This window comes from Halostagnicola kamekurae, from assembly GCF_900116205.1.
In the GTDB taxonomy this organism is placed as follows: domain Archaea; phylum Halobacteriota; class Halobacteria; order Halobacteriales; family Natrialbaceae; genus Halostagnicola; species Halostagnicola kamekurae.
In genome coordinates this window covers 988,900-1,013,852 of sequence record NZ_FOZS01000002.1, presented here as the reverse complement: position 1 = coordinate 1,013,852, position 24,953 = coordinate 988,900, and the positions used below count along the sequence as shown (strand labels likewise).

At 62.9% G+C, this 24,953-nt stretch carries 27 protein-coding genes and 1 tRNA gene; 11 read left to right on the top strand and 17 right to left on the bottom strand.

The annotated features are described in order from the left end of the window. The first annotated feature begins 41 nt into the window (after positions 1 to 41). Positions 42 to 1,085 (top strand): L-malyl-CoA/beta-methylmalyl-CoA lyase, encoded by a 1,044-nt coding sequence (gene citE / locus BM348_RS12960; RefSeq protein WP_092905208.1) that lies wholly within the window; start codon positions 42 to 44, stop codon positions 1,083 to 1,085. Positions 1,086 to 1,163: 78 nt separating this feature from the next. Here the strand turns inward: citE and BM348_RS12955 are convergent, their stop codons facing one another. Further along, entirely contained in the window at positions 1,164 to 1,589 is a 426-nt protein-coding gene (locus tag BM348_RS12955) for a methylated-DNA--[protein]-cysteine S-methyltransferase (protein WP_092905207.1), read from the bottom strand. Between the two features lie 105 nt (positions 1,590 to 1,694). Here BM348_RS12955 and BM348_RS12950 point away from each other — a divergent pair, with 105 nt between their 5' ends. Beyond that, complete coding sequence (locus tag BM348_RS12950; protein WP_217642014.1) at positions 1,695 to 2,309, top strand: DUF7437 domain-containing protein; 615 nt, start codon at positions 1,695 to 1,697, stop codon at positions 2,307 to 2,309. A gap of 32 nt (positions 2,310 to 2,341) precedes the next feature. On the opposite strand, the gene BM348_RS21385 is transcribed toward BM348_RS12950, so the two are convergent. The 3 genes from BM348_RS21385 to BM348_RS12935 all read right to left on the bottom strand — a co-directional run bounded on the left by BM348_RS21385 (position 2,342) and on the right by BM348_RS12935 (position 3,983). Then, on the bottom strand, positions 2,342 to 2,746 hold the full coding sequence (locus tag BM348_RS21385) for a hypothetical protein (protein WP_175507179.1): 405 nt from the start codon (positions 2,744 to 2,746) through the stop codon (positions 2,342 to 2,344). A gap of 367 nt (positions 2,747 to 3,113) precedes the next feature. Then, positions 3,114 to 3,195: transfer RNA gene (locus BM348_RS12940), tRNA-Ser, on the bottom strand. Positions 3,196 to 3,218: 23 nt separating this feature from the next. Continuing rightward, complete coding sequence (locus BM348_RS12935) at positions 3,219 to 3,983, bottom strand: hypothetical protein (protein WP_092905205.1); 765 nt, start codon at positions 3,981 to 3,983, stop codon at positions 3,219 to 3,221. A 130-nt stretch (positions 3,984 to 4,113) separates the two neighbouring features. Here BM348_RS12935 and BM348_RS12930 point away from each other — a divergent pair, with 130 nt between their 5' ends. Further along, entirely contained in the window at positions 4,114 to 4,332 is a 219-nt protein-coding gene (locus tag BM348_RS12930; RefSeq protein WP_092905204.1) for a hypothetical protein, read from the top strand. Positions 4,333 to 4,364: 32 nt separating this feature from the next. Here the strand turns inward: BM348_RS12930 and BM348_RS12925 are convergent, their stop codons facing one another. The 3 genes from BM348_RS12925 to BM348_RS12915 form a co-directional block, all read right to left on the bottom strand. Then, positions 4,365 to 5,021, bottom strand: a complete 657-nt coding sequence (locus BM348_RS12925; protein ID WP_092905593.1) for a uracil-DNA glycosylase — start codon at positions 5,019 to 5,021, stop codon at positions 4,365 to 4,367. Between the two features lie 94 nt (positions 5,022 to 5,115). Beyond that, positions 5,116 to 5,394 (bottom strand): hypothetical protein, encoded by a 279-nt coding sequence (locus BM348_RS12920; RefSeq protein WP_092905203.1) that lies wholly within the window; start codon positions 5,392 to 5,394, stop codon positions 5,116 to 5,118. Further along, positions 5,391 to 6,464 carry an Mrp/NBP35 family ATP-binding protein gene (locus tag BM348_RS12915; RefSeq protein WP_092905202.1) on the bottom strand — a complete coding sequence of 358 codons (1,074 nt, stop codon included), beginning with the start codon at positions 6,462 to 6,464 and terminating at the stop codon, positions 5,391 to 5,393. Before BM348_RS12915 ends, BM348_RS12920 begins: the two co-directional genes overlap by 4 nt. A 164-nt stretch (positions 6,465 to 6,628) precedes the next feature. Between BM348_RS12915 and BM348_RS12910 the strand changes: the two genes are divergently transcribed. Continuing rightward, the gene (locus BM348_RS12910) at positions 6,629 to 7,480 is read left to right on the top strand and encodes a translation initiation factor eIF-2B (protein WP_092905201.1); all 852 of its coding nucleotides are present in this window, start codon (positions 6,629 to 6,631) and stop codon (positions 7,478 to 7,480) included. Between the two features lie 107 nt (positions 7,481 to 7,587). Here the strand turns inward: BM348_RS12910 and BM348_RS12905 are convergent, their stop codons facing one another. After that, complete coding sequence (locus tag BM348_RS12905) at positions 7,588 to 8,253, bottom strand: DUF7344 domain-containing protein (protein WP_092905591.1); 666 nt, start codon at positions 8,251 to 8,253, stop codon at positions 7,588 to 7,590. A 401-nt stretch (positions 8,254 to 8,654) separates the two neighbouring features. On the opposite strand from BM348_RS12905, the gene BM348_RS12900 reads away from it, so the two are divergent. The 3 genes from BM348_RS12900 (at position 8,655) to BM348_RS12890 (ending at position 12,146) form a co-directional block, all read left to right on the top strand. Further along, positions 8,655 to 9,182 carry a hypothetical protein gene (locus BM348_RS12900; protein WP_092905200.1) on the top strand — a complete coding sequence of 176 codons (528 nt, stop codon included), beginning with the start codon at positions 8,655 to 8,657 and terminating at the stop codon, positions 9,180 to 9,182. A 279-nt stretch (positions 9,183 to 9,461) separates the two neighbouring features. Continuing rightward, the gene (locus BM348_RS12895) at positions 9,462 to 10,745 is read left to right on the top strand and encodes a TIGR00341 family protein (protein WP_092905199.1); all 1,284 of its coding nucleotides are present in this window, start codon (positions 9,462 to 9,464) and stop codon (positions 10,743 to 10,745) included. A gap of 294 nt (positions 10,746 to 11,039) precedes the next feature. After that, positions 11,040 to 12,146, top strand: coding sequence for a Gfo/Idh/MocA family protein (locus BM348_RS12890; protein WP_092905198.1), 1,107 nt, complete (start codon positions 11,040 to 11,042; stop codon positions 12,144 to 12,146). 36 nt (positions 12,147 to 12,182) lie between these two features. On the opposite strand, the gene BM348_RS12885 is transcribed toward BM348_RS12890, so the two are convergent. The 8 genes from BM348_RS12885 to BM348_RS12850 all read right to left on the bottom strand — a co-directional run bounded on the left by BM348_RS12885 (position 12,183) and on the right by BM348_RS12850 (position 21,889). Continuing rightward, positions 12,183 to 12,581, bottom strand: a complete 399-nt coding sequence (locus BM348_RS12885) for a secondary thiamine-phosphate synthase enzyme YjbQ (RefSeq protein ID WP_092905197.1) — start codon at positions 12,579 to 12,581, stop codon at positions 12,183 to 12,185. Between the two features lie 37 nt (positions 12,582 to 12,618). Then, the gene (locus BM348_RS12880) at positions 12,619 to 13,626 is read right to left on the bottom strand and encodes a sister chromatid cohesion protein PDS5 (RefSeq protein ID WP_092905196.1); all 1,008 of its coding nucleotides are present in this window, start codon (positions 13,624 to 13,626) and stop codon (positions 12,619 to 12,621) included. A 76-nt stretch (positions 13,627 to 13,702) separates the two neighbouring features. Then, the gene (locus BM348_RS12875; RefSeq protein ID WP_092905195.1) at positions 13,703 to 15,733 is read right to left on the bottom strand and encodes a SpoVR family protein; all 2,031 of its coding nucleotides are present in this window, start codon (positions 15,731 to 15,733) and stop codon (positions 13,703 to 13,705) included. 19 nt (positions 15,734 to 15,752) lie between these two features. Next, entirely contained in the window at positions 15,753 to 17,081 is a 1,329-nt protein-coding gene (locus tag BM348_RS12870; RefSeq protein ID WP_092905194.1) for a YeaH/YhbH family protein, read from the bottom strand. Then, positions 17,072 to 17,266: a hypothetical protein gene (locus BM348_RS12865; protein ID WP_092905193.1), complete on the bottom strand. Its 195-nt coding sequence runs from the start codon at positions 17,264 to 17,266 to the stop codon at positions 17,072 to 17,074. Before BM348_RS12865 ends, BM348_RS12870 begins: the two co-directional genes overlap by 10 nt. After that, the gene (locus BM348_RS12860) at positions 17,257 to 19,539 is read right to left on the bottom strand and encodes a PrkA family serine protein kinase (RefSeq protein WP_092905192.1); all 2,283 of its coding nucleotides are present in this window, start codon (positions 19,537 to 19,539) and stop codon (positions 17,257 to 17,259) included. Before BM348_RS12860 ends, BM348_RS12865 begins: the two co-directional genes overlap by 10 nt. Positions 19,540 to 19,557: 18 nt before the next feature. Then, positions 19,558 to 21,630, bottom strand: a complete 2,073-nt coding sequence (locus BM348_RS12855) for a PrkA family serine protein kinase (RefSeq protein WP_092905191.1) — start codon at positions 21,628 to 21,630, stop codon at positions 19,558 to 19,560. Beyond that, a complete protein-coding gene (locus BM348_RS12850) occupies positions 21,620 to 21,889 on the bottom strand; it encodes a hypothetical protein (protein WP_092905190.1) in 270 nt (89 codons plus the stop codon). The genes BM348_RS12855 and BM348_RS12850 overlap by 11 nt, the downstream gene beginning before the upstream one ends. A gap of 387 nt (positions 21,890 to 22,276) precedes the next feature. On the opposite strand from BM348_RS12850, the gene BM348_RS12845 reads away from it, so the two are divergent. The 3 genes from BM348_RS12845 to BM348_RS12835 all read left to right on the top strand — a co-directional run bounded on the left by BM348_RS12845 (position 22,277) and on the right by BM348_RS12835 (position 23,721). After that, positions 22,277 to 22,681, top strand: coding sequence for a DUF5820 family protein (locus BM348_RS12845; protein WP_092905189.1), 405 nt, complete (start codon positions 22,277 to 22,279; stop codon positions 22,679 to 22,681). A gap of 79 nt (positions 22,682 to 22,760) precedes the next feature. Further along, the gene (locus tag BM348_RS12840) at positions 22,761 to 23,207 is read left to right on the top strand and encodes a UPF0179 family protein (RefSeq protein WP_092905188.1); all 447 of its coding nucleotides are present in this window, start codon (positions 22,761 to 22,763) and stop codon (positions 23,205 to 23,207) included. 76 nt (positions 23,208 to 23,283) lie between these two features. Next, positions 23,284 to 23,721, top strand: coding sequence for an SPW repeat domain-containing protein (locus BM348_RS12835; protein WP_092905187.1), 438 nt, complete (start codon positions 23,284 to 23,286; stop codon positions 23,719 to 23,721). A 202-nt stretch (positions 23,722 to 23,923) separates the two neighbouring features. On the opposite strand, the gene BM348_RS12830 is transcribed toward BM348_RS12835, so the two are convergent. After that, positions 23,924 to 24,286 (bottom strand): winged helix-turn-helix transcriptional regulator, encoded by a 363-nt coding sequence (locus tag BM348_RS12830; RefSeq protein WP_092905186.1) that lies wholly within the window; start codon positions 24,284 to 24,286, stop codon positions 23,924 to 23,926. Positions 24,287 to 24,469: 183 nt separating this feature from the next. Between BM348_RS12830 and BM348_RS12825 the strand changes: the two genes are divergently transcribed. Beyond that, a complete protein-coding gene (locus BM348_RS12825; protein ID WP_092905185.1) occupies positions 24,470 to 24,940 on the top strand; it encodes a VOC family protein in 471 nt (156 codons plus the stop codon). Positions 24,941 to 24,953 lie beyond the last annotated feature (13 nt).

Genomic DNA, 24,953 nt, shown 5'->3' with positions numbered 1-24,953 from the left:
GCATCGATAGCTACCAAACCCCACGCATACACACCAAATACATGACAGACGACATCCGACTCTGCCGTACGTTCCAGACCGCACCGGCCGCCGTTCCGAAAGACGACTCGGCGAAGTACCTCGTCTCGGCCCTCGAGTCCGAGGGCTTCCAGGCACCGGACTGGCTGGTCCCCGACATGGAAGACGGGACCGCGCCGGACATGAAAGCCGAAGGCCTCGAGAACACGATCGAACTGGTCCCCGAGTACGAGTTCCCCGGCGAAATATGGCCGCGCGTCGAGTGGAGCTACGAGGACGAGGAGTACTGCGACAAGGGTCGCGACCAGATCGACCGGCTGGTCGCCGAAATCGGTGACGAGATCGACGGCGTCGTCGTGCCGAAGGTCGGACGCCTCGAGGACGTGAAACGAGCCACGGAAGTCGTCGCGGAGGCCGAAGCCGAACACGGCTACGCCGACGGCTCGATCGGGCTCTCGATCATCGTCGAGACCGGCCGCGCTCGCTCGGACCTGCGGGAAATCTCGAAGTTCGGCGCGGACTCGCGACTCACCGCGCTGATCTTCGGCCCCGTCGACTACGCGGCCGAGCTCGGCGGTCGAAACCTCGGCGACGGCATGCCCCGATGGGACGGCCTCCTCGAGGCGCTCTCGAATGAAGCCAGCGCCGGCGACCTGCTCTCGATCGGCGGCCCGTTCGACGACCTGTTCAAAGAACGCGCCGGACTGACCTACTACAACGCCGACGCGTACGCGGATCAGGTCGAACACGAGGCCAAACTGGGGCTGGACGGCTCCTGGTCGCTCTATCCGAAACAGACCATCCAGGCCAACACGATCCACATGCCGACGCCCGAGGAACTCGAGCGCGACGTCCACAAGATCGAGCGGTTCAACGAGGCAAAACGCGAGGGCACCGGCGCGGTCACCATCGACGGCCAGATGGTCGACGAGGCGACGTTCAAAACGTTCCGCAACACCGTCCAGCAGGTGCGCGCGATCGATAGCACGCGCCCGGCACAGACGGAGGACTACTACGAGGCCGACCTCCTCGAGCGCGCACGCGAACTCGAGCTTTCGTATCGGTAGCGACCGGTCTGTTTCTCCCGGTCGCAACTGATTGGTTTTCGTATCGGTAGCACCTCTTCAGCGGCCGATCCGCGATTGCTACGAATCCGTCTGTAACTGTGTTTGCACTGTCTTCTGTTCTCGAGCCTCGTGCTCGAGCAGTCGCCGTTTCGTCGCCACGCCGTCGGCCGCCGAGTAGCCGTTGAGGCTTCCGTCGCTCCCGACGACGCGGTGACAGGGGACGAGTATCGGCACGGGATTTCGCCCGCAGGCCTGCCCGACGGCGATCGGACTGGTCTCGAGGGCCGACGCGAGGTCGCCATAGGAGCGCGTCTCCCCGTATGGAATTTCCGCCATCGCGTCCATTACATCGCCGAGGATTCCGTCGGGTGTGGCGATCTCGAGGTCGAACGCTTGGCGGTCGCCACGTTCGTACTCGCGAACTTGGGAACGGATTTTTTCGGAAGATCCCTCGACGAACGATTCGTCGATTTCGATGATAGAGGTGAGAATGCCAACTTCCATGGCTTGGCACGACCCCTTCCAAGTGCTTCACTTTTGCGTGAGTTCTCGTCTACAACTGGCCCCACCGGTGGGTTTTAATCCTCAGTCCACGTACTGTGGACTAGAATGGCGTACGCTCCCCCCCACACTTCATCCGAGGCCGAGGAGAAGAGAGAAGAGTTCTTCACGATCCACGAGCTGCTCCACAGACCGGAACTCGCAGTCTTCTACACTGATATGCTTCTCAACTCTCCTACCACAGTCGGAGAGAGTGTCGAGCGCGTAGACCTCTCCAGTAGCGCCGCCCACAACTATGCGAAGACCCTCCAGCAACTAGGCGCAGCAGAACAACTGGACGAGAAACGGAACAGAGCTATCCTCTGGGAAGCAACGCCGGTGGGTGGTGTGTGGAACGGTGCAGAACCTATTGGTCCAGTCATGATTGCCGTGTACGGCGCGATCGAACTGGACGAAGACATCGAACTCTTCGTCGAGCGTCACGGAAAGGCGAAACTCGGCTCCGCTATCGCGCAAACTGTCGAGTACCTCCGTGGAAACACGAGTCGCCGCGGAGCAGCAGACGCGCTCGATGTCCCTGCCGTCGAAGGAATTGCAATCACGCAGGCGCTCGAGAAGATCGTCTACCTACTGAAGGACCGAGACCCTTCCATCCCGGCTTCTGAATTTGACGTTTCACTTCCTGATAGGGCCCTCGACGAAGCGCCGTATATGCACGAATGAGCAGGGACGATCTCACGCCGTTCCCCTCTGCGTTAATCTTGGACACGAGTTTTCTTCGGACGCTCGGCGGAACTCGAACGGAGAAATACCAGACCTTCATCGAATACGTGAAACGAGAAGAAGTGAGACTCTTCTTGACACGGCGAGTCATCACTGAACTTGACGAACAGCAGGCGTACATGAGTATCGACTGGGTGGACAAAGCCCAAACTGCAGAGTGGATCGAACGGACGGGCGAACTCCAACCGGGAATTCGTATTCACGACGGGCCACGCGCCGGAGAAATATTCGATCGCGCACACCGAAAAATCGCCGAGCGAGAACAGGAAGAACCTGACGAACTCCGAAAGACAGACGCGTCGCTTCCAGCCATCTCGGTCATGATACTGGGATCCAGAGAATTCGATCGAATCGCGATTCTCTTCGATGACAGACACGCAGAAGATTCTATCTCATCTGTTCTGCGTAACACCTACTACGAAGGTCGAATCGCTGTTCTGAATATCTGGGACACCCTATCACACATGGAAACAGAAATTTGACTATATCGTTTCTCGCCTGAACCGTGTTCCTTTCGAATAGGAGTCTTTCGGACGTTTCAACGGTTAGGATTGACATCCTTCCCGCGCTGAAGCGTGAGGATTCCCGACCGCGTTGAGATAAACTACACGAGCGAGAAATCGGTCTAAAGACGGACGGATTGGGATTTGAACCACGGTCGTTCCACTCGCTTCGCTCGTTGCACTCTCTGATTCAAATCCCAACGTTCACGCTTCGCTCCTCACGTATTGTTCGTCGCAAAGACGGTGGGGTTGGGATTTGAACCCAAGAGGCTGACGCCACCTGCTTTCAAGGCAGGCGCAATAGGCCGCTCTGCCACCCCACCTCATCCCCCTTTTCCGCATCGGGTTAAAAAGCGTTGTCGGTCTCTCGGCGCTCGAGCCGTTCGTCGTCCCCGACTCTAAGGCCCAACTCGTCGACGACCGTCGCGGTCTCGAGCGCTCGGACCTTCCCCGCGGCGCGCTGGGCCTCGAGGGTCGCAACGGTCGCACAGAGTCCGGGTTCGGTCGCGACGGTCGGAAACATCGCCGCGAAGCCGGTGTCGAATCCGGCGTCGGCCGCTCGAGCCGCGAGCGTCGCCAGCTCCGGGACGGTGTCGGCGTCGTCGAAGTCAATCGAATCTGCAAACGCGGCGAAGTACGTTCGCCCGCTCGAGGACGGCCCGAGCACGACGTCGTGGCGGCGAATTGACATCGCCGCGCCGTCGATTTCGGTTCGGCCGACCAGCGGCGCGGTGGGTTCGAGGACGCCCACGCTCGCCGCATCTTCGCGATCGAGCAGGTGCGTCACCGTGTTGCCGACTCGAGCCGAGCGGGTGGAGCCGACCTGTCGTTCGACTCGAGCGCTGCTCGCGCTCTCGTCCGTGAGCGCGTCGTCGACGAGCGACCGGACTTCGGCTTCCGGGTCGCCGCCGTCGAAATCTGGCGGTAGCGTTTCTTCGTCCCGGTAGTTCACGAGCAGGTCGCCGCCGCTCGCCGCGACAGTTTGGAGCACGTCGGCCGTCGTCGCCTCGTAGAGTCGCCTCGCTTCGGATTCCGAGAGCGGCGTCCGTTCGGCCAGCGACGCGAGTACCAGTCCGTCTCGAGGCGGGTCCACCGGAACGACGACGATCATGGGTAGTCGTCGGCTCCGACGAGCCTTGAAGGCAGTGCTTCGCGGGTTCTCGAGCCGCGGTGACACGCAACTCGCGGAGTACTGGCAAATTACCCGACGAATTATACTCGATCAGCCGAGTACTCCCGGTATGGACTATCGAACACAGAGCGCGGGCCTCGGTCTGCTCGTGATCGGCGCGCTCGCCGCTCTCGGAATCGTCAGCTTCGTCGACAGCTTCGCGCTTCAGACCCCCGAAACCCTGCTCGCGCCGACGATCGGATCTATCGTCCTCGTCGCCGTCGTCGTGGGCGGCCTCGTCGCGCTCGGGTCGCGCTCGAGGCGGTGGCTGGCGAATCCGTACTGGTAGTTTAGAGCGGTTTCAGAGCGCAGCAATTGTGTCTATCGACCCTGTCGTCCCTTCGTCTGTCGATAATCGGTCGCCAGCAGCTCGGCGAAGGCCTCGACCCACGCCTGGGTCTGGGCGTCGGTCTGGTCGGCCGGCGCGATCATCGGCACGAGTTCGAACCCGCGCCCGCGGATTCGCTCGCCGTGTGACTCCTCGAGATCGATTTCTTCGGCCGGCGTGCGCGTGTACTCGGTCGCGATTTCTGCCAGCGCACGCTCGCCCACCGGGACGATGATCTCGGGATTGATCATTCGGATCTCGGCCTCGAGGTACGGCTCGCAGTTCCGAACTTCCTCGTCGGTCGGTCGACGGTCCGGATCGCGACAGCGCGTGAGGTTCGTCAGGTAGACGTCGACCAGTGCGGGTTCGGATCGCGGCGACGTCGCGTCGCAAAGTCCGAGACGCTCGAGGATCCGTCGAAGGCCGCCGCTGGTCGATCCCTGGCCGCCCTCGTCCACACCGGGAGCGACGAACGGGACGCCGACCTCGTCGGCGTCCGAACTCGGCCGCTCACCGACGAACAGGAAGTCAGCCCCCACGTCACCGTAGCCGTGGACGACCTGCGTCCGCGTTTCACAGAGCGCCGAGCAGTTGCGACACGTCTCGTCCATGCCGAAGGGGTTCGCTCGAGAGTGCTGGTTCGCGTCCACAGCGAGTCTCTCGCGTCGCGAGAACAAAAGCGCCGCGTCTGTGGCGGCGGGTGATCGAAACGGCCGACGAGTCAGCACCGGGCACCGAATCAGTCTAGCGCTCGAGACCGCCGCGTTCGGTGACTTCGAGGATAAACTTCACGTTCCGAACGATCTCTTCGGGGCTCGTCTCCTCGTCTGCGTCGTAGAGGTCGCTGGTTCTGTAAAGGACGTTCGCGAGTTGCTTGCGCTCGCTCGAGTCGCCGCGGATGTCGTCGGCGATCGTTCGCAGCGTCTCGACGCGTTCGGGGTCCGGTTCGAACGCGGGCTCGTCCGGGGGAGCGCTTTGATTCTGGTCGTAATCGGTAGGCTCGTCCCCTTCGGTATCGGTCATTCGTCGACGGGCGGCGGCGTCTCGGTGCTGTTGGGTATCGCCCGTCGGTGGACGATACCGACGTTGTTCGAGACGTTTTCGCTGATCTCACGGAAGGCCTCGCCGGTGTCGTCGTCCTCGTCGAGGACCACCGGTGCGCCTTCGTCTCCGCCCTCGCGGACGGTCGGATCGAGCGGCACCGAACCCAGAAACGGCATGTCGTGGGTGGACGCGAACTCCTCGCCGCCGCCCGAGCCGAAGATGTCGTGTTCGCCGCCGCAGTCGGGACACGCGAACGTCGACATGTTCTCGGCGATCCCCAGCACGACGGTGTCGTGCTTCGCGAACATCTCGAGGCCCTTTCGGGCGTCGTCGAGCGCCACGTCCTGGGGTGTCGTCACGATGACCGCGCCCGTCACCGGCATTGTCTGGAGCATCGTTAGTTGGGTGTCGCCGGTTCCCGGCGGCAGGTCGATGACGAGGTAATCGAGGTGCCCCCACTCGACGTCCTCGGTGAGTTGCGTGATGACCTTGTGGACCATCGGTCCGCGCCAGATGACGGGGTCGTCCTCGCCGGTCAGAAACGCCATGCTCATCAGCTTGACGCCGAACTTCTCGGGCGGTACGAGCGTCTCGTCTTCGGTCGCCATCGGGGGCTCGTCGGCATCGACCATGCGCGGAACGTTCGGCCCGTACACGTCGGCGTCGAAGAGCCCGACCCGAGCGCCCTGCTGGGAGAGTCCGGCGGCGAGGTTGACGGCCATCGTCGATTTGCCGACGCCGCCCTTCCCGGACGCGACGGCGATGACGTTTTTGACGTTCGGGAGCACCTGCTCGTCGGTGGTCAGATCGTCCCGATCCGGGATGCTCGCGGAGAGATCGACCTCGAGCCCTTCCGCCTCGAGGGCGGTCCGAACGTCGCCGGCGATGGCCGTCTCCGACGGCGAGTACGGCGCACCCAGCGCGAGGTCGATCGTCACCTCGTCGCCCTCGACGGTGAGATCGTTGATCAGCCCGAGCGAGACGATGTCGTCCTCGAGATCGGGGTCCTCGACCGACCGAAGATGGTCGCGAACGGCGGCTTCGTCCATGGCCGTACGTCCACTCCGTGATCGAAAAAGGGTTGTGTTACTCCGTTCGCAGCGTCGCTCGAGCGCCACGATCGACTCGGGGAGGCGACGCGTTCGGCTCGACGTGGCGCTCCCTGCATCGGGTTCCCGGAACACCTTTTGCGCTCACGGCTGTGGTGACGGGTATGATCGACGAGACGGCCGAGGAAATCAGGGAGATGCAGACACACAGCTCCTCGGTGGTGGCGATAAACGCGACGCGCGCGCTCAGGGACCTGCTCGATCGCGAGTACGCGACCGTCGAGGAGTACCTCCGCGCGTTAGAGCAGAACGGCAAAGTGCTCCGGCGGGCGAACCCCTCGCACGCGTCGTTGCAGAACGCGGTTCGAGCGGTCAACAGGGAGGTCGTTGCCGAGGATCCCGACACCGTCGAAGCGGCCAAGACGGCCACGGAGACGCAGATTCAGGCGGTCATCTCTCGAATCGAATCCGCCAAGCGCCGGGCCGCCGAAAACGCCGCCGAGGTGCTTCAGGGCGGCGACACCCTGCTGACACACGATTACTCCTCGACGGTCCTCGAAGCCCTCGAGATCGCCTCGAACGAGGGCAAGCAGATCGAGGTCTACGTGACCGAAGCGCGCCCGCGGTACATCGGGCGGAAAACCGTCAGGGAACTCGCGGAACTCGAGACCGTCGAACCGACGCTGATCACCGACAGCGCCAACGGCGTCTATCTCGAGGACTGCGACCGCGTCGTCATCGGGATGGATTGTATCGTCGACGAAACGCTGTACAATCGCGTCGGAACGTTTCCGATCGCTGCCACCGCTGACCAGCTCGACGTCCCCGTGACCGTCCTCGGCTCGGCGGCGAAGCTCATCACTGACGGGTTCGTCTTCGAGAACGAGTTTCGGTCCGGTAGTGAGGTATTACTCGAGCCCGCTGAAGGGTTCGACGTCGTAAACCCAGCGTACGATGCGACGCCGGTCTCGCTGCTCGAGAGTGTCATCACCGACAACGGTCGAAAGACGTTTTGAATGGGCGTACTTCCTGTCGGCGTCCGACGGTCGTCGTCATCCCTCTCTGTCAAGGTGCCCACGAACGGCGCGATATCTCCTTTCTGATTCCAGGCTGTGGAAAACGATCAGTCCTCGGAATAGTTCAGCGCTCGTGAATCGTCGGGGGAGGGAGCGTCGTTCGATTTGGACCGACCAGTCACCGTCACCCAGCTAACCGTTCCCAAAAGAGCGATCGCCCCGAGAACTGTGATCGCGAACAACGCGTTGTTCCCGGTGCTAATAGCAGCATAACCGCCGACAACGGAGGCGAAGAGAACGTTCGCGACGGTCGAGAGAAGGACAGTACGTGTCGGTTGTGCTCCCCGCGTGTCGTCGTGTCGCGACGATTCCGTGACTGGACGCGCCCTCTCGCGAATCTCGAGGTACGGCCGAAAGACCTCGAGACGATCCGTCGCGCGGACGATTCCGCGGCTCTTGTTGTAGTCGATGATACCCTCCTCGTCGAGGGTCGGAAGATGTGATTGATACAGCGGAATGTACACGCGCTGGCGCTGAGTGGAATCGAGTTTCGCAACTGTCGTCTCGTGTTCGACCGCGGCGACGTGCTCGGCGACGTCGCGCATTTTGACGGGGCCGTCGGCGGCCAGGAGATATCTGATCGCCTCCCTTCGGCGACTTGTCTGGAGGATGTGGAAAACGGTATCGCTCGAGAGCGCGCTCGCTTGTTCCTCGTGCAAGTCGTCCGAAGGGTCGTCAGGAGCGTGGGATCTATCGCCAGTGGTGAGGGACATGCTCTCCACACAATTGAAGATATGACTCCAATATAGTCTTTTTCCTCTAGTTTCTATTGAAAGGTGCTATTTTAGTTTTGAAATAAAGAGAGAAAGTCGCATTATCCTGAATAAATACAATGTCTGTATATTCGGATACTCGATAGATTTCGGGCACGAAAACGGTTTTGCGTCTCGGTAGATCGTTGCACCGTGCAAACGAACGTTCGAAGTCGGAGAATCACCGCTGAGTCTGGCGACGACGTTGTTTCCGAGTATTCGCTCGGATTGTGACCCCCGTAATATCACATATTCACCTGTGTTCGCTCGAGAATCTTTCTCGGTATTGTGCTTTCTCGACGTAACGTGGTATGCGATTCATAACTCGGTCCGCGATAGCAACGCGTGGGTGTTTCCCACCAATGACACGCGAAGACGACACGGCGTACGACAGTCGTCGGAACGTCCTCCGAACCGCTGCGGTGATCGGAACGGGAGCGGTCGGACTCACGGGAGTCGCGGCTGCGGACGAGCACGGGGAATCCGACAACGAGAGAAGGCGCGACGGGAGGAGAAAACACGACGACAGGCACCACTACGACGACAAGGACCGAAAGAAACACCACGACAAGAGACGCGACGACAGAGACCGGAGAAAGCACCACGAAAAGGAAAAAGACGGGAGAAGACACCACGACGACAAAGATCGGCACCACGATAGAAAGCGCTACGACGAGAAATCTCGGAAGAAACACGATGACAGGCACCACCACGACAAGGATCGAAAGAAACACCGAGACGGGCACCACCACGACGACAGGGATCGAAGGGGACGTCACGACGAGAGACACCGCCACGATTCCGATACCCGTCGTCCCGATCCGATTACCGACACTGACGGATTCGTAGAGTACGTCAAACGCATGGCTCTGCGAGACTTTGACCGGTAGAACAATCAGTGAGAGACAGGGCTTCTCTCGACTGTTTCGCGATCACAGCCGAGAAAACCAGCCCCACAAACCTCGAGGCCGGAGCCGACGACGGACGATTACTCGATTGTGCGTCGTCCCGCTTCGCCGAAGGTTTCGAAGCGACAACTGGCTTCGCACGGTCGCTTGCCACTCGATTACGCTCGAGCGGACGGCCGGGCCTCGAGACTCATTCTTCCGTCCGTGAGTGTCACGCCCGTCGTGATCGGCAGTTATCCCGTTATTTCGCGTACGTACCGCATGCGTCTCTTGCAGATTTTCGTCCCGCGGGGAGATCGCGAGCTGGTCCTCGAGACGCTCGAGGCGGAGGGGATCGAGTACGCGGTGACCGAGGAAACCGGCCCGGGCGGGTTCGAAGCGCTCGTTTCGATTCCGATCACGCCGGCCGGCGTCGAACCGACGCTCGAGAGGCTCCACGAGGCGGGCATGCGAGAAGAGGCCTACACCGTCGTCGTGGCCGCAGAGACGATCGTCTCCGAGCGGTCCGACTCGCTTGCGGACCGGTTCTCCGGAACCCGGATCTCGAGGGAGGAGCTTCGGTCGCGGGCCGTCGAACTCGCGCCGGCGTCGTCGACGTACTTCTCCTTGCTCGTGTTGAGTACGATCATCGCGACGGCGGGGCTCTTGCTCGATTCGACCGCGACCATCGTCGGCGCGATGGTCGTCGCGCCGCTCATGGGGCCGGCGCTCGCGGCGAGCGTCGGCGTCATCGTCGACGACGACGGCCTCGCCACGCGCGGAGTCCGGCTCCAGGTGGTCGGCCTGCTGGCGTCGGTGCTGACCGCGGCGGTGATGGGATATTTGCTCCGTGGGACGGTTCTGTTGCCCCCGGCGTTCGACATCACGACCGTTCCGGCGATACAGGAGCGAATCACGCCCGGCTTCCTCGCACTCTTTCTCGCGCTCGGCTCCGGAGCGGCCGGCGTGATCAGTCTCACGCGCGGCGTGGGGTCGGTGCTGGTCGGCGTCGCTATCGCCGTCGCGTTGATTCCGCCGGCCGCGACAGCCGGTCTCGGTATCGCCTGGGGCCATCCCGAAGTGGTCCTCACCGCCGGCACGCTGGTGTTGATAAACATGCTATCGATCAACCTCACCGCCCTCCTGTTGCTGTGGCTCTCGGGCTATCGACCGCATCGCTCCGCGGGCATCGAACGAGCCTACGGTCGACTGCGCTCGCGCGTCGCGGTCCTTCTGCTCGTGATCGCCTTGCTCTCCGTCGTGCTCGTGGGAGTCACCTACGGAACGTACCAAACCGCGTCCGTCGAACACGACGCGACCGTCGAACTCGAGTCGTTGAGCGACGACCCCGCCTTCGGCGACCTCGAGTTTCGGGAAGTATCGATCGATTACGAGCTGTACGACGTCTACACCGGTTCGCAACCTGTAATTACCGTCCTCGTCGAACGACCGCCCGGCGCGGCGGAACCGCCCGACTTCGCCGAAACGGTTCGCGATCGACTCGAGTCGGCGACCGGCGAGGAGGTGACGGTCGTCGTCGAACTCGTCGACACTCGGCGGGCGTGACGTTCACAGCAGACCATCGTTCTCGACGCGTGGATCTGACCGGTGTGGGTCCCAAGCCGATCTTACCGAACGCCCTAACACTGAATTACCCGTCGAAGAAATACTATATGTGGGTGAAAAATAAAATATAAACTGAATATACGGGTGCTTGTATAGATTATTACTACACAATACTTATTTCGATCGCCCACTCCCTTTCTCTATGGACAGTCGGCATCGCCCTCGAACGAGATCAAAACTATTCGTTGAGAACCGTCCACTCGGTGGTTCCGGACAGAAATCGGTGATTTCTTCATGAGTTCGGTTGGCATTGGCATCGTCGGTCTCGGTGGAATGGGACAATTACACGCACGAAACGTTCTCGAGCACGGCGCCGACGTTTGTGCCGGGGCGGATATCGTCGATTCGAAACGCGCTCGGTTCGGCGAGGAGTTCGGCGCGCGGACGTACGAATCGTACGAGGGACTCCTCGAGGACGACGCCGTCGACGCCGTCGTCGTCACGACGCCGAACCGGTTTCACGAACCGATCGCCGTCGCCGCGCTCGAGGCGGGCCTCGACGTGCTCGTCGAGAAGCCGCTTGCACACACCCTCGAGAGCGCACGGCGAATCGCCGACGCGGAAGCAAAGTCGGACGGCATCTGTATGGTCGGCTTTCACAACCGTCACGCGGCGTCGACGGCGATGTTCGACGAGTACGACGATCGTGGCCGCTTCGGCGAGTTGACCCACGTCGAGGCGAACTACGTTCGTCGCCGCGGCGTCCCGGGTCCGGGTTCGTGGTTCACCGATCCAGGTCTGGCAGGCGGCGGCGCGTTGCTCGACATCGGAGTACACGCGATCGACCTCGCGCTGTACACGCTCGGTTTCCCCGAAGTCACGGAGGTCTCGGGCATCACGAGGACGACCTTCGGCACTCGAGAGGAGTACGCTGACCCCGACGGGTTCGGCGACGACTGGGACGCGGCCGCCGAACCGTACGACGTCGACGACTCCACCAGCGCGTTCGTTCGGTGCGCCGACGGATCGACCATCTCGCTCGAGGCGGCCTGGGCGACGAACCGCGAACCGTGTACCGACTTCGTCGTCCGCGGAACGGAAGCCGGCGCGTCCTTCGAGATTGGCGACAACGATCTCACGATCCTCGAGACCGGCACGGGCGGGTGCGACCACTACGCCGACGTCGACCTCAGCGGCGATCCGTCGATCACCGGCCATCTCGAGCAGGACAAGCGGTTCCTCGAGGCAGTCGCGACCGGGGTCGAGCCACAGACGAATACGATCGAGGAGGCCCTAACCGTACAGCGGGTGATCGACGCTATCTACCGCTCGAGCGAGACCGGGCGAGCCCAGCAACTGGCCGACGCCTCCGATCAGGAGATTCAGGCTCAACTCGACTGACGCTGTTCGAAACCCGTTCGCTATCGCTACCCCACATTACTCGGCCCCGTCTCGAACGGTCGTCACGGACACCGTTCGCGTTCTGGGACCGTCGAACTCGGCCAGCAACACCGACTGCCAGGTCCCCATCGCGAGCGAGCCGTTCTCGACCGGAATCGTCACCGAGGGCCCGACGACCGACGCCCTGAGGTGCGAATCGGCGTTCCCGTCGAGTCGATCGTGTGCGTGGCCCTCGTCGGGAACTACGCCTGCGAAAAAGTCCTCGAGGTCGGTCCGGAGTCGGTCCTCGTCTTCCTGGAGGAGAACGGCCGCCGTCGTGTGCGCGACGAAGACGGTACACAGCCCGCGATCGATATCGCTCGGCACCGCGTCGCGGACGCGGTCGGTGAGGTCGACGGTCGTCAGCCGCTGGTCGGTCTCGACTGTGAACTCCATACTCGAACTGGTGGCGTGATCGAGAAGACGGTTCGCCTTACAACTGTGCCGAAGCCCAGGCGGCGCGTTCGCGGACGGCCGCGTCCGGATCTCGATCCGCGAGTTCCTCGAGCGCGCCTCGAGCGGTTCCAACCCGTCCGTGGCCGATCGCGGTACAGGCGTTCGCGCGGACCTGCGCGTGCTCGTCGGAAAGCAACTCGACCAGCCGGCGCTGTGCTCGGACCTCGTTCGTGTCGGCGGCGAGGCGACCGATCGTCACCGCAGCGTTCGCTCTCGTGGTCGGATCGTCGCTCTCGAGAGCGGTCGCGATCGTCGAACAGTGGGGTTCGATCGTTTCGGGCGCGGTACGTGCAACGTCGCCGAGACAGGCGATCGCGTTGTTTCGCAGCGCGCGGTCGTCGTGGTCGACGAGCGAGACGACGTCGTCGACGAAGTCGAAGGTGGAGACGGCGTCCGCCCTGACTACCCGGCCGATCGCGGTGAGTGCGGATACCCCGCCGGTTCGGGGCGCAGTGTGCAACACTTCACGGAGCAGCGACAACGCCGACGTGATCTCGGTCGGGTACTCCTTCGACAGTTCCGCCATCAGTTCGACGCTCCAGCGATCGACGGACGATCGCTCCTCGAGGACCGCGACGAGTTCGTCGACGTGATCGACGACGGTGTCCGGTCGCTCCTCCGCGACCGCGTGGAGACATCGAAAGAGCTCTTGAGTCGCTTGCTGTGAGAGGTCTTCGGTCACACACGAACTGATTCCCGGCACCGACGGTGCGACGTCGTCGGGCGACTCCTGTGCGAGCTCAGCCAGAGAGTAGGCGATCGGCTCCTCGGCGTCGGACGACTCGGTCTCGAGCAGCGCGCGGAGTTTCGGCACGGTCGGCAGACACGCTTCCGGATCGGTATCGACGGTTTCGCGGACTGCCTCGAGCGCTCGCTTTCTCCGCGCGGGCTCGTCGCTGTCGAGTCCCGCCAGAACGGTCGGTAGTTCGAACCCCTCGCCCCCCGCCAGCGCGCGTCCGTCCGACTCGTTCCCGTCGCTCTCCATGCTACCTGTGGGATACGAGATAACAGGGAAAAATCTTCCGATTATTTTGCCGGAAAATGTCGGGCAGGAAAGACAGTCACGCGAGCCAGTCGTCGGGCTTCGTGTCGTAATCGACGTCCGAGGCGGCGAGGTGTTCGACCTCCTCCCAGGGCACGTCTTCGACGGTCACCTCCGTGCCGTCGTAGCGGAGGCACTTGCCGCGCTCGTCGGCCTCGGGCTCTCGGTTCCGGCGCTTTGCCACTTCGACATCGTGTTCGTCCACTTCCTTGACGATCGTCAGGAGGTTCACCGGCCGACCCCAGAGTTCGAAGACGCGTTTGAGCGTCTCTCGAGCCTGCGCCAGGTCCAGCATGACGCCGTTGTACTGGTGGCCCAGCAGGAGTTCGTTGGCGTTGTTGTAGTTGCCGTCGTAGACCGCGATCGTCGGTTTCCCGAAGTTGGTAAACTGCAGGAGCAGTTTCTTCTTGACGTCCTCGGCTTCGTCGCTCGAGACGTGGAACTGACCCGTGGCCCGGGAGTGTTCGTACGTGAAGTAGTCGTTTTCCGTGATGAACTCCTGGGTCAGGAACTCGTCGAGGAAGGTCACGTCGTTGTGACTCTCGCGAATGTCGAACATCCGGTCCCAACCGGCGGTGAACTCGACGTCTGCCAGCGCCTCCTCGACGCTTCCGTACCGGGCGTCGTCGAACAGGTAGCGACCGATCCGCTCGAGGTCGTTCTGGCTGACCCGCGTCAGGAATCCGCGGTGCTGGCGCTTGACCAGCGAGTAGTGTCGCCGCGCCAGTCCCTCGTAGGTGAGCACCTTCCACGGATACCGCTCGACGTCGATCTCGCCCGCCCGAGCCGCCTCGAGGGCCTCGTCGTCGACGTACGCGGACGGCAGATCGGCCACGTCCTCGAGCGTCTCGGGGGTGATCCGAACGAGCGCCTCGGGCGGCTCGAGCGTCTCGCGCACCGCCTCGAAGTCGACCACGTCGGTGAGGTTGCGCCACGAAACGCCCTCGACGCGAAGCAGGCGTTCGAGGACCTCCCGGCGGTTCGTCTTGTTCTCGACGTACTCCCACAGCTCCATGCCGAGGCTGTAGGGGTTGAGGCCGGGCGAGGCCAGCACCCGCGCCATGTGATCGGCGTAGTTGACGAACTCGTCGTCCCCGGCGAAGCCCTCGTCGCTCATCATCCGCGACTCGTGGTAGGCGGCCCACCCCTCGTTCATCACCTTCGTCATCTTCTGGGCGGCGAAGTAGTACGATTCGGCGCGCATCATGTCGAGGATGTCCCGCTGCCACGGTTCCATCTCGACGGCGCGTCCCGCCTCCTCGTCGAACTGCTTGCCGTGCTCGCGAACGAACGCGAGGACGTCCTTCTGGGGCTGGGCGGGGAACTCTATCGAGGCGTCGTCGCGCTCTACGGCCTCGAGCCACTCCTCGTCGAACACTTCGCCTTTGACCTCCTCGGAGAGCTCGAGGGCGTCGAGTTTCTCCGCCAGATCCTCGTCTAACTCGTCGGTCACGTCGCCGTCGACGTCGAGGCGTCGCGTGTAGATCTGGTGCTGGTCGATGTTGTCTTCCAGCGTCAGACAGTGGTCGATCCACTTCTCGACGTCCGCCCGATCGATCTCCGGGTCGGACATGTAGTCGTCGATGGACTGGGCGTGGCGCTCTAACATCGCCGCGGCGTTGACCGCGCCGTCGTCGGCCTGCCCGCGGGTGAACAGGCCGAACCACTCGTTGTTCGCGAAGAAGTCGGAGTGGGCCTCGACGTGGGTGATGACCGCCTTCTGGTCGGCGATCGTGTTCGACTCCTGCAGGAAGGCGTGTGCCGGGTTGTCGTTGTTGACGATCTCGAAGGCCTTCCCGCCGCCGTACTGGCCCTGTTTCTGTTGCTTGTCGTACTGCATGCCCCACCGCCAGTGTGGGTATCGCGACTGGAACCCGCCGTAGGCGATGAGTTCGTTCATCTCGTCGTAGTCGATGATCCAGTACTTGACCGGGTACGGCTCGAGGCCGAGTTTTTCGGCCAGGTTTCGCGCCTCCGTGACCGGCTCCTCGAGCTCTCCGGCGATCGCCTGCTTTCGGAACCGGTCGGCGTTGGAATTGGTCTTGCTCATAGGTGTCTGTAGTTCTCGATCACTCGTCCGCCTCGCTCTCAGTCGAGAGGATCTCGTAGATGGCGTCGGTCACGTCGTCCTCGCCGTTGACGTACGCCACCGCGACGTCCTCGGCGTCGCGACCGAAGTGTTTCTCCAACTCCTCGGCGTGAGTGGCATTGATCGCGTTACCGCTCGGCTGGGTTTCGACGTAGGCGTGGAGGTTGGCGGGTATCTCCTCCATCCTCGGGATCACTCGCTCGCTCGTGTCGTTCGAGGAGTTCTCGGAGTCGCCCGCGGCGAAGACGTAGCGGTTCCAGTCGCTCCAGGGGTACTCCTCTAACAGTTCGGCCGCGAGGTCGTAGGCGCTCGAGATCTTCGTCCCGCCGCCGCTGCGGATGCCGAAGAACTCCTCGCGGTCGACCTCCCATGCCTCCGCGTCGTGGGCGATGTAGACGAACTCGGCGTTGTCGTACTTGCCCTGCAGGTACCAGTCGAGCGGCGTGAACGTCCGCTCGACCAGTTCGCGTTTCTTCTCGCGCATCGACCCCGATACGTCGCGGATGTTGACTACGACCACGTTCTTTTCTTTCTCCTCGATGATCTCGGGGTAGCGATAGCGCTCGTCCTCCCGGCGGAAGGGGACGTGCTTGATCCCCTCGCGGCGGATCTGCTGTTGGATGGTCTCGCGGGAGACGTTGGCTTCGACGGCTTCGATCGAGTCCCACTTTCCGCGTTCGCCCGCCACGTCGGCGTGGGCCTCCTCGACCCAGGCCATCGATACGGGCAGATTCTCGCCGCGAGCCCACTCGAAGACGTCGCGGGGCGAGATTCCCTCGACCTTGCACAGTTCCCTGAGAAAGTCCTCGTCGAAGTCCATCGCGAGCTTGCGCTTGAGCCCCTCTTTGAACATCCGCTCGAAGTCGAGCGTGCTGTCCGGCCCCGAGCGCGTCATGTCGGTGAACGGCCCCTCTTTCTCCTCGACGACCTGCTTGCCTTTTGGCTCTAGGTCCAGTCCGAGTTCCTCGTCGAGTTCCTGTGCGAACTCCTCGGGATCCATCTCGTAGTACTCGTGTTCGCCGCCTTCCTCGCCGGGTTCGTCCCCCTCCTCGCCGTCGTCGTCTCCCGGCTGTGGCTGGGGCTGGCCGATCGGCTGGCCGACGTCCGGCGTGTCGCCGTCGCCCTGTCCGACGCCGCCCTGATCGCGCTGGTCGTAGGCGAACTCCGGCAGCGAGACGATCTTGACCGGCACACTGACCGATCCGGGTCGACTCTGGCCGAGGTCGCCGTACTGGATGAAATCGGCCAGATCCTCCCGGCGTTTCTCGCCCACCTCGCGGAATCGCTCGAGGTCGTCTCTCAGCCCCATCGGTGCACCCCCGTTCGTGCGGGTACCGCCGGGCGCTCGCGTGTCTCCGTTCGTGCGGGTTCAGTCGGGCGCTCGAGCGCCTCCGTTCGCCCGAACGCCGCCGGCCGCTCGAGCGAGCGGCTGCTACCCGTCGGGTACCGGCTCGATTCGTCCCCCCTCTCGGTCGCGTTCGCGTTCAGTTCCATCGGTAGCTCACCTGTCCCATGATGTGTCTGCTGGTCAGTTCCGCGGAGGCCTCGCTGTACCCGAAGCGATCGACCATCGCCTCGATCGTGCGGTCTTTGACCGCCTCGGTCTCGGTGCCCTTCGGCGGGTCGTCCCACTGGCGCGGGTCGAAGTCCTCGAAGGTCCGCTCGACGTCGTCCCAGTCGTGGCTCTCGAGGACCGAGTTGATGACCGGGATCGCCGTGAGATCCACGTCCTCGACGGCGAAGTCCTCGTCGCGGTGGTCCCAGGCGTGACGGTTCAGCGCCGTGATGACCTTCTCGCGGCGGAACTGGACGACGCTCTCTCGAGGCTGGTTGCCCTGGTAGGCCTCCTCGGAGAACTGCCCGAGGTGCTCGACCTCGAAGAGTTTCATCTTCAGCGCGTCTGGTTCGACCGCCTCGCCGCGGTCGTTGTAGAGCGGCTGGTCGGTCTCCCAGGCGTAGACGTGCTCGACGTACTCGGCGACGGTCTCCTCGTCGACCCGCTTGTCGTGCATGATTGCCTCGACGACATCCGACTCCTGTTGGTCGTAGATGTAGTTCTTGACCGGGACGATCCGGTTCTCGAACTCGGAGCGCTCGCCGGTCGAGAAGACCGGCGCGTCCGCGAGTCCGTCCGCCATCGCGTTCAGCACGTCTCGCGGCATGACCACGTCCTCGACGGAGAGTTCCGGGTGATGGCGATCCCGGTCGGCCTGAAGCAGTTCCGCGAGTCGGTCGCGCGTGTAGGTCACCGGAACGCCGTGTTCGCCGTCGTGGCCGTCGCCGTCGAACTCGAAGTCCTCTTTGGTCCGGCGGGTGTCGCCTTCCTGTAAGTAGCCGCGGTCGAAAAGCAGCGCCTTCTCGACGAGGTCCAGGCCTGCGGGCAGGTTCTCCTCGTCGAGTCGCGTGACCACGGCGTACAGCGCCGCGGCCTCGATGGCGTGGGGCGCGAACTCCCTCGCGGTCGTCTCGCCCTCGCCGTCTCTGACCGTGACCGACACCGGCTCGCGGATCCGCGACTCGAGCTCCTCGTACTCCGCCGCCTCCCAGATCGACGTTTCGTTGGTCAGCTCCCGGCGGATCAGCTCGGTCTCGAGGCTCAGGTTCGTCAGGTAGCCGAACTGGTGTTTATCGAGGCGGCGTTTGAGCGCCTTCAGCGGATCCATCCCGTTCCGATCGGCGTGCTGGTTGAGCTGCGCCTCGAGATCCGGGTTCGAGATGATCACCATCTGCGTGTCGATGTCCATCCCGATCCCCTTGTCCAACTTCACGGACTGCTCGTCGGGCACGTTCAACAGCTTCTGGAGCAGGTCCGCGTGCTGGGCGGCGTCCTCGACGACGGTGAGGACGCCATTGCCCTGCGAGATGACCCCGTCGTAGCTGAAGGCCTGCGGGTTCTTTCGCCCGCGGGAGTCGAGTTCCTGTAACATGCCGTGCATCCACGAGCCGACAAGTCGCTCCTTGGGCGGTCCCTCGTCCTCGGAGTGAAGGACGCCGACGCCCTGACCGACGTCGACGACGTAGTTTTTCACTCGCAGGTGGTTCTCGTCGGTGATCGCCGAGAACAGCGACTCCTCGCCCTGCCGGCGGTAGCGCTCCTCCAAGAACTCGTAGGCCTCCCGCGAGAACGGATCGAGCCGCGAGTCGACGTGGATCGGAACGTGGTCCTCGAGCCGGTCGTTCAGCTCCGCCAGCAGCTCCTCGCGGACCTCCTCGGGGAAGACCGACAGCGGGTGGGCTTGCACCGGGCTCTCGTACCAGTTCTCGTCGTCTCCCGCGGTCGGATCGCCGCCGTAGCTCAGGCCCCTCGAGTCGGCGGCGGTCGTCACGTTCCACTCGACGGTGTAGCGTCGGCCCGCGGGCGTCTTCGAGTACTCGCGAAGCCCGTTGACCAGACAGCGCTTGAGTTCGGACTTGCCGGTCGCGGTCGGCCCCTCGAACCAGACGATCTTCTCGTCTTTGGCCCTGCCCGCGGCGATCGAGCGCAGGTCGTCGACGAAGCCGTTGAGCACCTCGGTGTTGCCCAGGATCGCGTGCTCGCCGTCGTTGTGCGGGTCGTCGAAGAAGCGGTAGCGCTGTTTCTCCTCGCCCTCCTCGACGACGGTCCGCGTGCCTGCGGCTTCGATGGCCTCGAGCAGGTACTTCGAGGCGTGGGATGCGATCGTCGGGTTCTCGAAGATCCGGTCGACGTACGCTCCGAGGGTCATCGGCTCTTCGTAGGTCTCCTCGAGAGCGCGATCGGCCTCGTTCACGTAGTCGTTTCCTCTCATGGTGGTTCCCCGCTCATGTCAGTCCTCGATTTCGGCTTTCGCCACCTCCGCGCCGGCGAACTCGAGCACCTCCTTCGCGCCGCCTTCGGAGTAGCCTTGTTCGATCAGGGCGTCGATCCACGAGGAGCGCTCGTCGTCGTCGACGTCGCTGGCGCTGACCAGCGCGGAGAAGTTGATGTTGTGTTTCTTGTCCTCCCAGAGTTTGCGCTCGAGGGCCCGACGCAGGCGCTCGTTGTCCTGCGGGTTGAACGCCTCTCCCTCTCGCGCGCGCCTCGAGACCCAGTTGCTCACCTCCTGTCGGAAGTCGTTCTTGCGGTCTTCGGGCACGTCGAGTTTCTCCTCGACCGAGCGCAGGAACGTCTCGTCGGGTTCCTGCTCGCGGCCGGTCAGCGAATCCTCGATCGTGTCGTCATCGATGTAGGCCATCACGTGGTCCATGTACTTCTCGCCCTGGCGCTGGATCTCGTCGATGTCGTAGGCCAGCGCGTGGCGCACGTCCTCGATGGCCCGCTCGCGGTACTCCTCGCGAACCGTCTCGAGGTAGCGGTAGTACTTCTCGAAGTTCTCCTCGGGGATCGAGCCGTGGTGCTCGAGATTCTCCTCGAAGAAGTTAAAGACCGTAAGCGGCGAGAGGAAGCCTCGAGAACGGTGTTTCGAGTCCATGATCGCCTCGGCGATCTCGTCGCCGATAAAGCGCGGCGAGATGCCGACCATCCCCTCGCCGACCTCGGCCTTTGCTGCGGCCTCCTCGCGGAGCTTTTTCACGTCGATGTCGTCGCTCTCGTCGATCTCGCCGTTGTAGGCTTTGGCCTTCGAGAGCAGGTCGACCGTCTCGGTGTCGGGCTCTTCGATCCGCGTGAGGACGCCGAACAGCCCCGCCATCTCGAGGGTGTGGGGCTCGACGTTGATGTCGGGCACGTCGGCGTTGTTCAACATCTTGTCGTAGATGTGTGACTCCTGCTCGTAGGAGAGGACGTAGGGGAAGTCGATCCGCTTGGTGCGGTCGTTGAACGCCTCCATCTTCTCGTCGCCTTTCTTGTCCTTGTACTCGGGCATGTTCGTCCGCCCGACGATGACCTGGTCGATGTCGATCCGCGGGTTGTTCTTCGGTTTGATCGTCATCTCCTGGGTCGCGTGCAGGAAGTCATAGAGGAACTCCCGCTGGAGCTTCAGGAGCTCTTCCCCGCTGAATATTCCCCTGTTCGCGTTACAGAACGCGCCCGAGTAATCGAACGCGCGCGGGTCGCTCTCGCCGTAGACGGCGATCTTCGAGTAGTTGACGTCGCCCGTCAGTTCGGTTTCGTCCTGGTTTTTCTTGTCCTTGGGTTCGAACGTCTCGAGGCTCTGGCGCTTGTTCTCGTCTGCGATCAGCCGAACGATCTCGACGTGGTTCTCGAGGACGGCCTGCAAGTCGTCCTCGTAGTACGCGAGCAGCTTGTCCATGTAGAACTCGCTTTCCGGATCCAGGCTCTGCTCGTTTTGAATCGTGTACGGCGCGTCGAGTCGCTCGTTCAGATCCTCGATCACCGAGAGCCGCTGTTCGAGGGGCAACAAGACGAGCGGATCCTGGTTCATCGGCGAACGGACCACGTCGTCGGTCGGGTCCTGATCCTTGATGACGTCACAGAGGTTCGTCCACCGGAAGGTGTACATTCGCCCCTCTTCCTGGAGGGTGTAGTCCTCGAAGTACGCCCTGACCTGTTTGTCGAAGTGAGACTTCCCGGAGCCGACGGGACCGAGCAGGAGTTTGATCCTGCGTTCGGGGCCGAGTCGACGAGCGCCGGATTTGACCTTGTTGACGAACTCGTGGATCGATTGGTGGATCACCTTCCCGTAGAAGGTGTTCTCGCCGTCGCCGAGCGGGTCCTCGCTGGCGAGGTGGTACTCGACGACCCCCTCGGTCTCGTCGTAGGTCGTTCCGTAGTAGTCGAACATGTCCGCGACCCGCTGGTGGGCGTTGCGGGTGATCTTCGGGTCCCGGTAGGCCTCTTCGAGATACCAGTCGAACGACTTGGTCTCGCGGAGGTCTTCGGGCATCGACTCCTTGTAATCGGTACTGAGCGTCTCGAGTGTCTCGGTGTCACCAGTCATGGTATAGCAGTTGTCCGGGATGTCTCTCCGTTCGTCGTGCGTGATCGTCCTCGACGCGAGCCCGACCGGACTCGGTGCGAGCGGGAACGATCGACCGATCGCCGACCGGTCCCGGTACTGCCGGTCGTCGAACGGTGTGGCCCTCGTTGTCTCCGCCGACGGACGCCGACGGGGCTCGAACCGAGAGACGGTCGGGGCTCCTCGAGGGACCAGTCCGCTGGGAGCGGGCGTCTGCGGGCGGCGTCGGTTGTGGTGTCATAGTTGATCGTCACCGCGCGAGCGCACAGTGATCGACACCTCGTCGCGTGACGACAGCACCTGTGGGGTCCACGCGGGACGGCTGACCCTGCGAGCAGGCACGATCCGGCCATCGGATACCGGAAGTATTTAATATGTAGTAATACAGCACCTTAAGCTTGGCCCCAAAGAGTATTTATGAGGAGCGGCTTTGAGGCCAATATTGACAGAATCGCTGATTGTCAATTGGCGGCACACCGTATGTTAGGGAATCGAGCGTATAAACGGACGGCCTGCGAGGACACGCAGTCGCTAACGCGCGGATTCGACGGAACCCGAGGGCGAACTCGTAGCGCCGCACCAGCCGATTGACGACGATACTTTACGTTCGCCGTTCGTCCTTTCCGTAATGGTAGATCTGGCGGCCATCCCCGATAGCTGGACCGTCTGGAACGAGAGCGAGGACGGTCGGGTCGTCCTCGCGTACCGACCGGACGTCTTCAACGGCGACGCCTTTCCGGCAGCGTGTCTGCCGACGCTCTATCTCACCCACGGCAAGCGGACTCGGCGGCCGGGATCGAATCCGGGGACCGCGGACGACGACTGGCACGTCACGCTGTATCTCGAGCCCGAGGTCCACCTGCGCGAGACCAATCGGTTCCCGACGCGCTCGACCGCGCTCGAGCGTCTCGTCGAACTCGCCGTGCAGTTCGATCGCGGGGAGATCGACTACCGCGACCTCTATCAGGTCCCGCGGGAGGCGTACTTCGAGCGACTCGACGAGCTCACCGGATCGGACGAACTCGAGGAGTGATCGAGCGATCGAGTAGCCGCGTCTCGAGGCGTCGGTACGGGACGTGAGGCTTAACCGCGAGTGGCGACTAGCGCCCGATATGTCGACCGTCACCCTCCTCGGGACCCGGCTCGCCGAACCGGGAACCGAATTCGTCTACCACGGCGAGGCCGACGCCTGCGAGGGCTGCCCGTACCGGAGCCAGTGTCTCAATCTCTCCGAGGAAACCAAATACCGCGTCACGTCGATCCGCGAAAACGCCCAGACCCTCGAGTGTGGCGTCCACGACGGCGGCGTCCGAGCCGTCGAGGTCGAACCGGTCTCCGTCACGGCGAACGTCAGGAAGAAAGGCGCGTACGCGGGTAGCACGAACAGCCTCCCGGGATCGTGCCCGTACGTCGAGTGTCCGAGCCACGAGTACTGCGAACCCGACGGCGTCGACCTCGACGGGGAGTATCGCATTCGCGAAATCGTCGGCGACCCGCCACACGACGTCTGTCACCTGAACCGATCGTTACAGCAAGTCGAACTCGAGGTCGAGGACTAGGCCGATTCCGCCCACCCGACAGACGCAGGCACTGCCGTTTTAGCCGGATAGCGGGTAGCTCCGAACGCGTGGTACGATGAGCACTACACCAACGGACAGCGACTCGACTCGAGGCGATGAGCACGGACAGAACACACTCAATACGGATATGATGCAGTGGGTGAGCGCACTCGCCGCACTCGTCGGACTCTATCTCGTCGCGTCGCCGTTTCTCTTCGAGGCGACGAACGCGGCGGTCTGGAACGACACCCTCGTCGGCACGGCCATCTTCCTGCTCGCGGGGTACAACTTCGTCCGCATGTCTCGCGATCGGCTGGCCAGCGTCGGTGTCGCGTCGCTGACGGTCCTCCTCGGGCTGTGGGCGCTCGTCTCGCCGGCGCTCGTCGAGATGGGAAGCGGCCAACTCGCGACCGGGACGGCTCTCTCCGGGCTCGTCGTCGCGATCCTCGCGGGGTATACCGCGTACGCGAACAACAGCGCCGATATGCCCGAGCGGGCGAGAACGAGAGCGTGACGTCAGAGGGAACGCTCGACGACCACCTCGCTTTTTCGCTGCAGGACGACCCCGATTTCACTCGGCGATCGATCGGATCTCCAAACTCGAGAACCGAGCAGAGTTCTCAGACTCGAGGAGTGGCAAAACCGAACGGACCCGAGGAGCGGTCACATTTCACCGGTCCGAGAACCAGCCACCGGCGCGGTTCCGAACGGAGATGTTAGTCCGCCGTGATGTCGTCGCCCTGCTCGAGCCACGAACTCGCCCAGCAGTCGATCTCCTCGAAGACCGGCTCGAGCGATTCGCCCTTCTCGGTGAGGCTGTAGTAGGTCGCGATCGGCGCGTCCTCCTCGATGCGTCGGTCGACGAACCCGTTCTCGCCGAGGTCGTCGAGGACCCGCGAGAGAGTTCGAGCGTTCGCGCCCGTCGAGCGCTTGAGTTCGTTGAACCGGCGTTCTCCCTCGAGTAAGTCGTGCAAGACGGCGAGTCGCCACTGGGAGCCGATCTGCTCGAGCGACTGGATGACCGGACACGCGTCGGCGTTTACCTCCTCGACCGACTGCTGCGTTTGCGCTGGTGACATCGTGTTTACCTGATAACCCGTACGTCGCGAAAGGGTATAGAGGTTCGGAAACGAACCAGCTAACACGAGGTTAGTTCATCGTCCGGTGGCCGACCCCTCGGCATTCGAGCGGCGGGCGACTCTTCGGCGTTCGGAGGTTGTCCAAAAGGAGACAGCGGCCACCCGATACAACTGAGAGACACAATGACCGAAACACCGCCAACGACCGGGTTGCACCACGTGACGAACATCTGCACAGACATGGACGAAACGAAGGCGTTCTACGAGGACGTTCTCGGCTTTCACACGGTCAAGATGACCGAGAACTACGACGATCCGGGAACGCTTCACTACTACTTCTCGTCGACGCCCGAAGGAGAACCGGGGACGAACGTGACCTACTTCGAGTACCCGAACTCGAGGGGACAACCGGGCCCCGGCGCGAGCCACCACTTCGCGATGGGCGTCGAGGACGAGGAGACGCTCCTCGAGTGGCGCGAGCACCTGAAAGACCACGGCGTGCGCGTCTCGCAGGTTCGGGATCGAACGTACTTCAAGAGTATCTACTTCAGCGATCCGGACGGACTCGTGTTCGAACTCGCGACGGGCGGGCCGGGATTCGCCGTCGACGAGGACGAACCGGGAACCGAGTTCGTCGATCCACAGGAACACTAACGGTGAGCGAGGA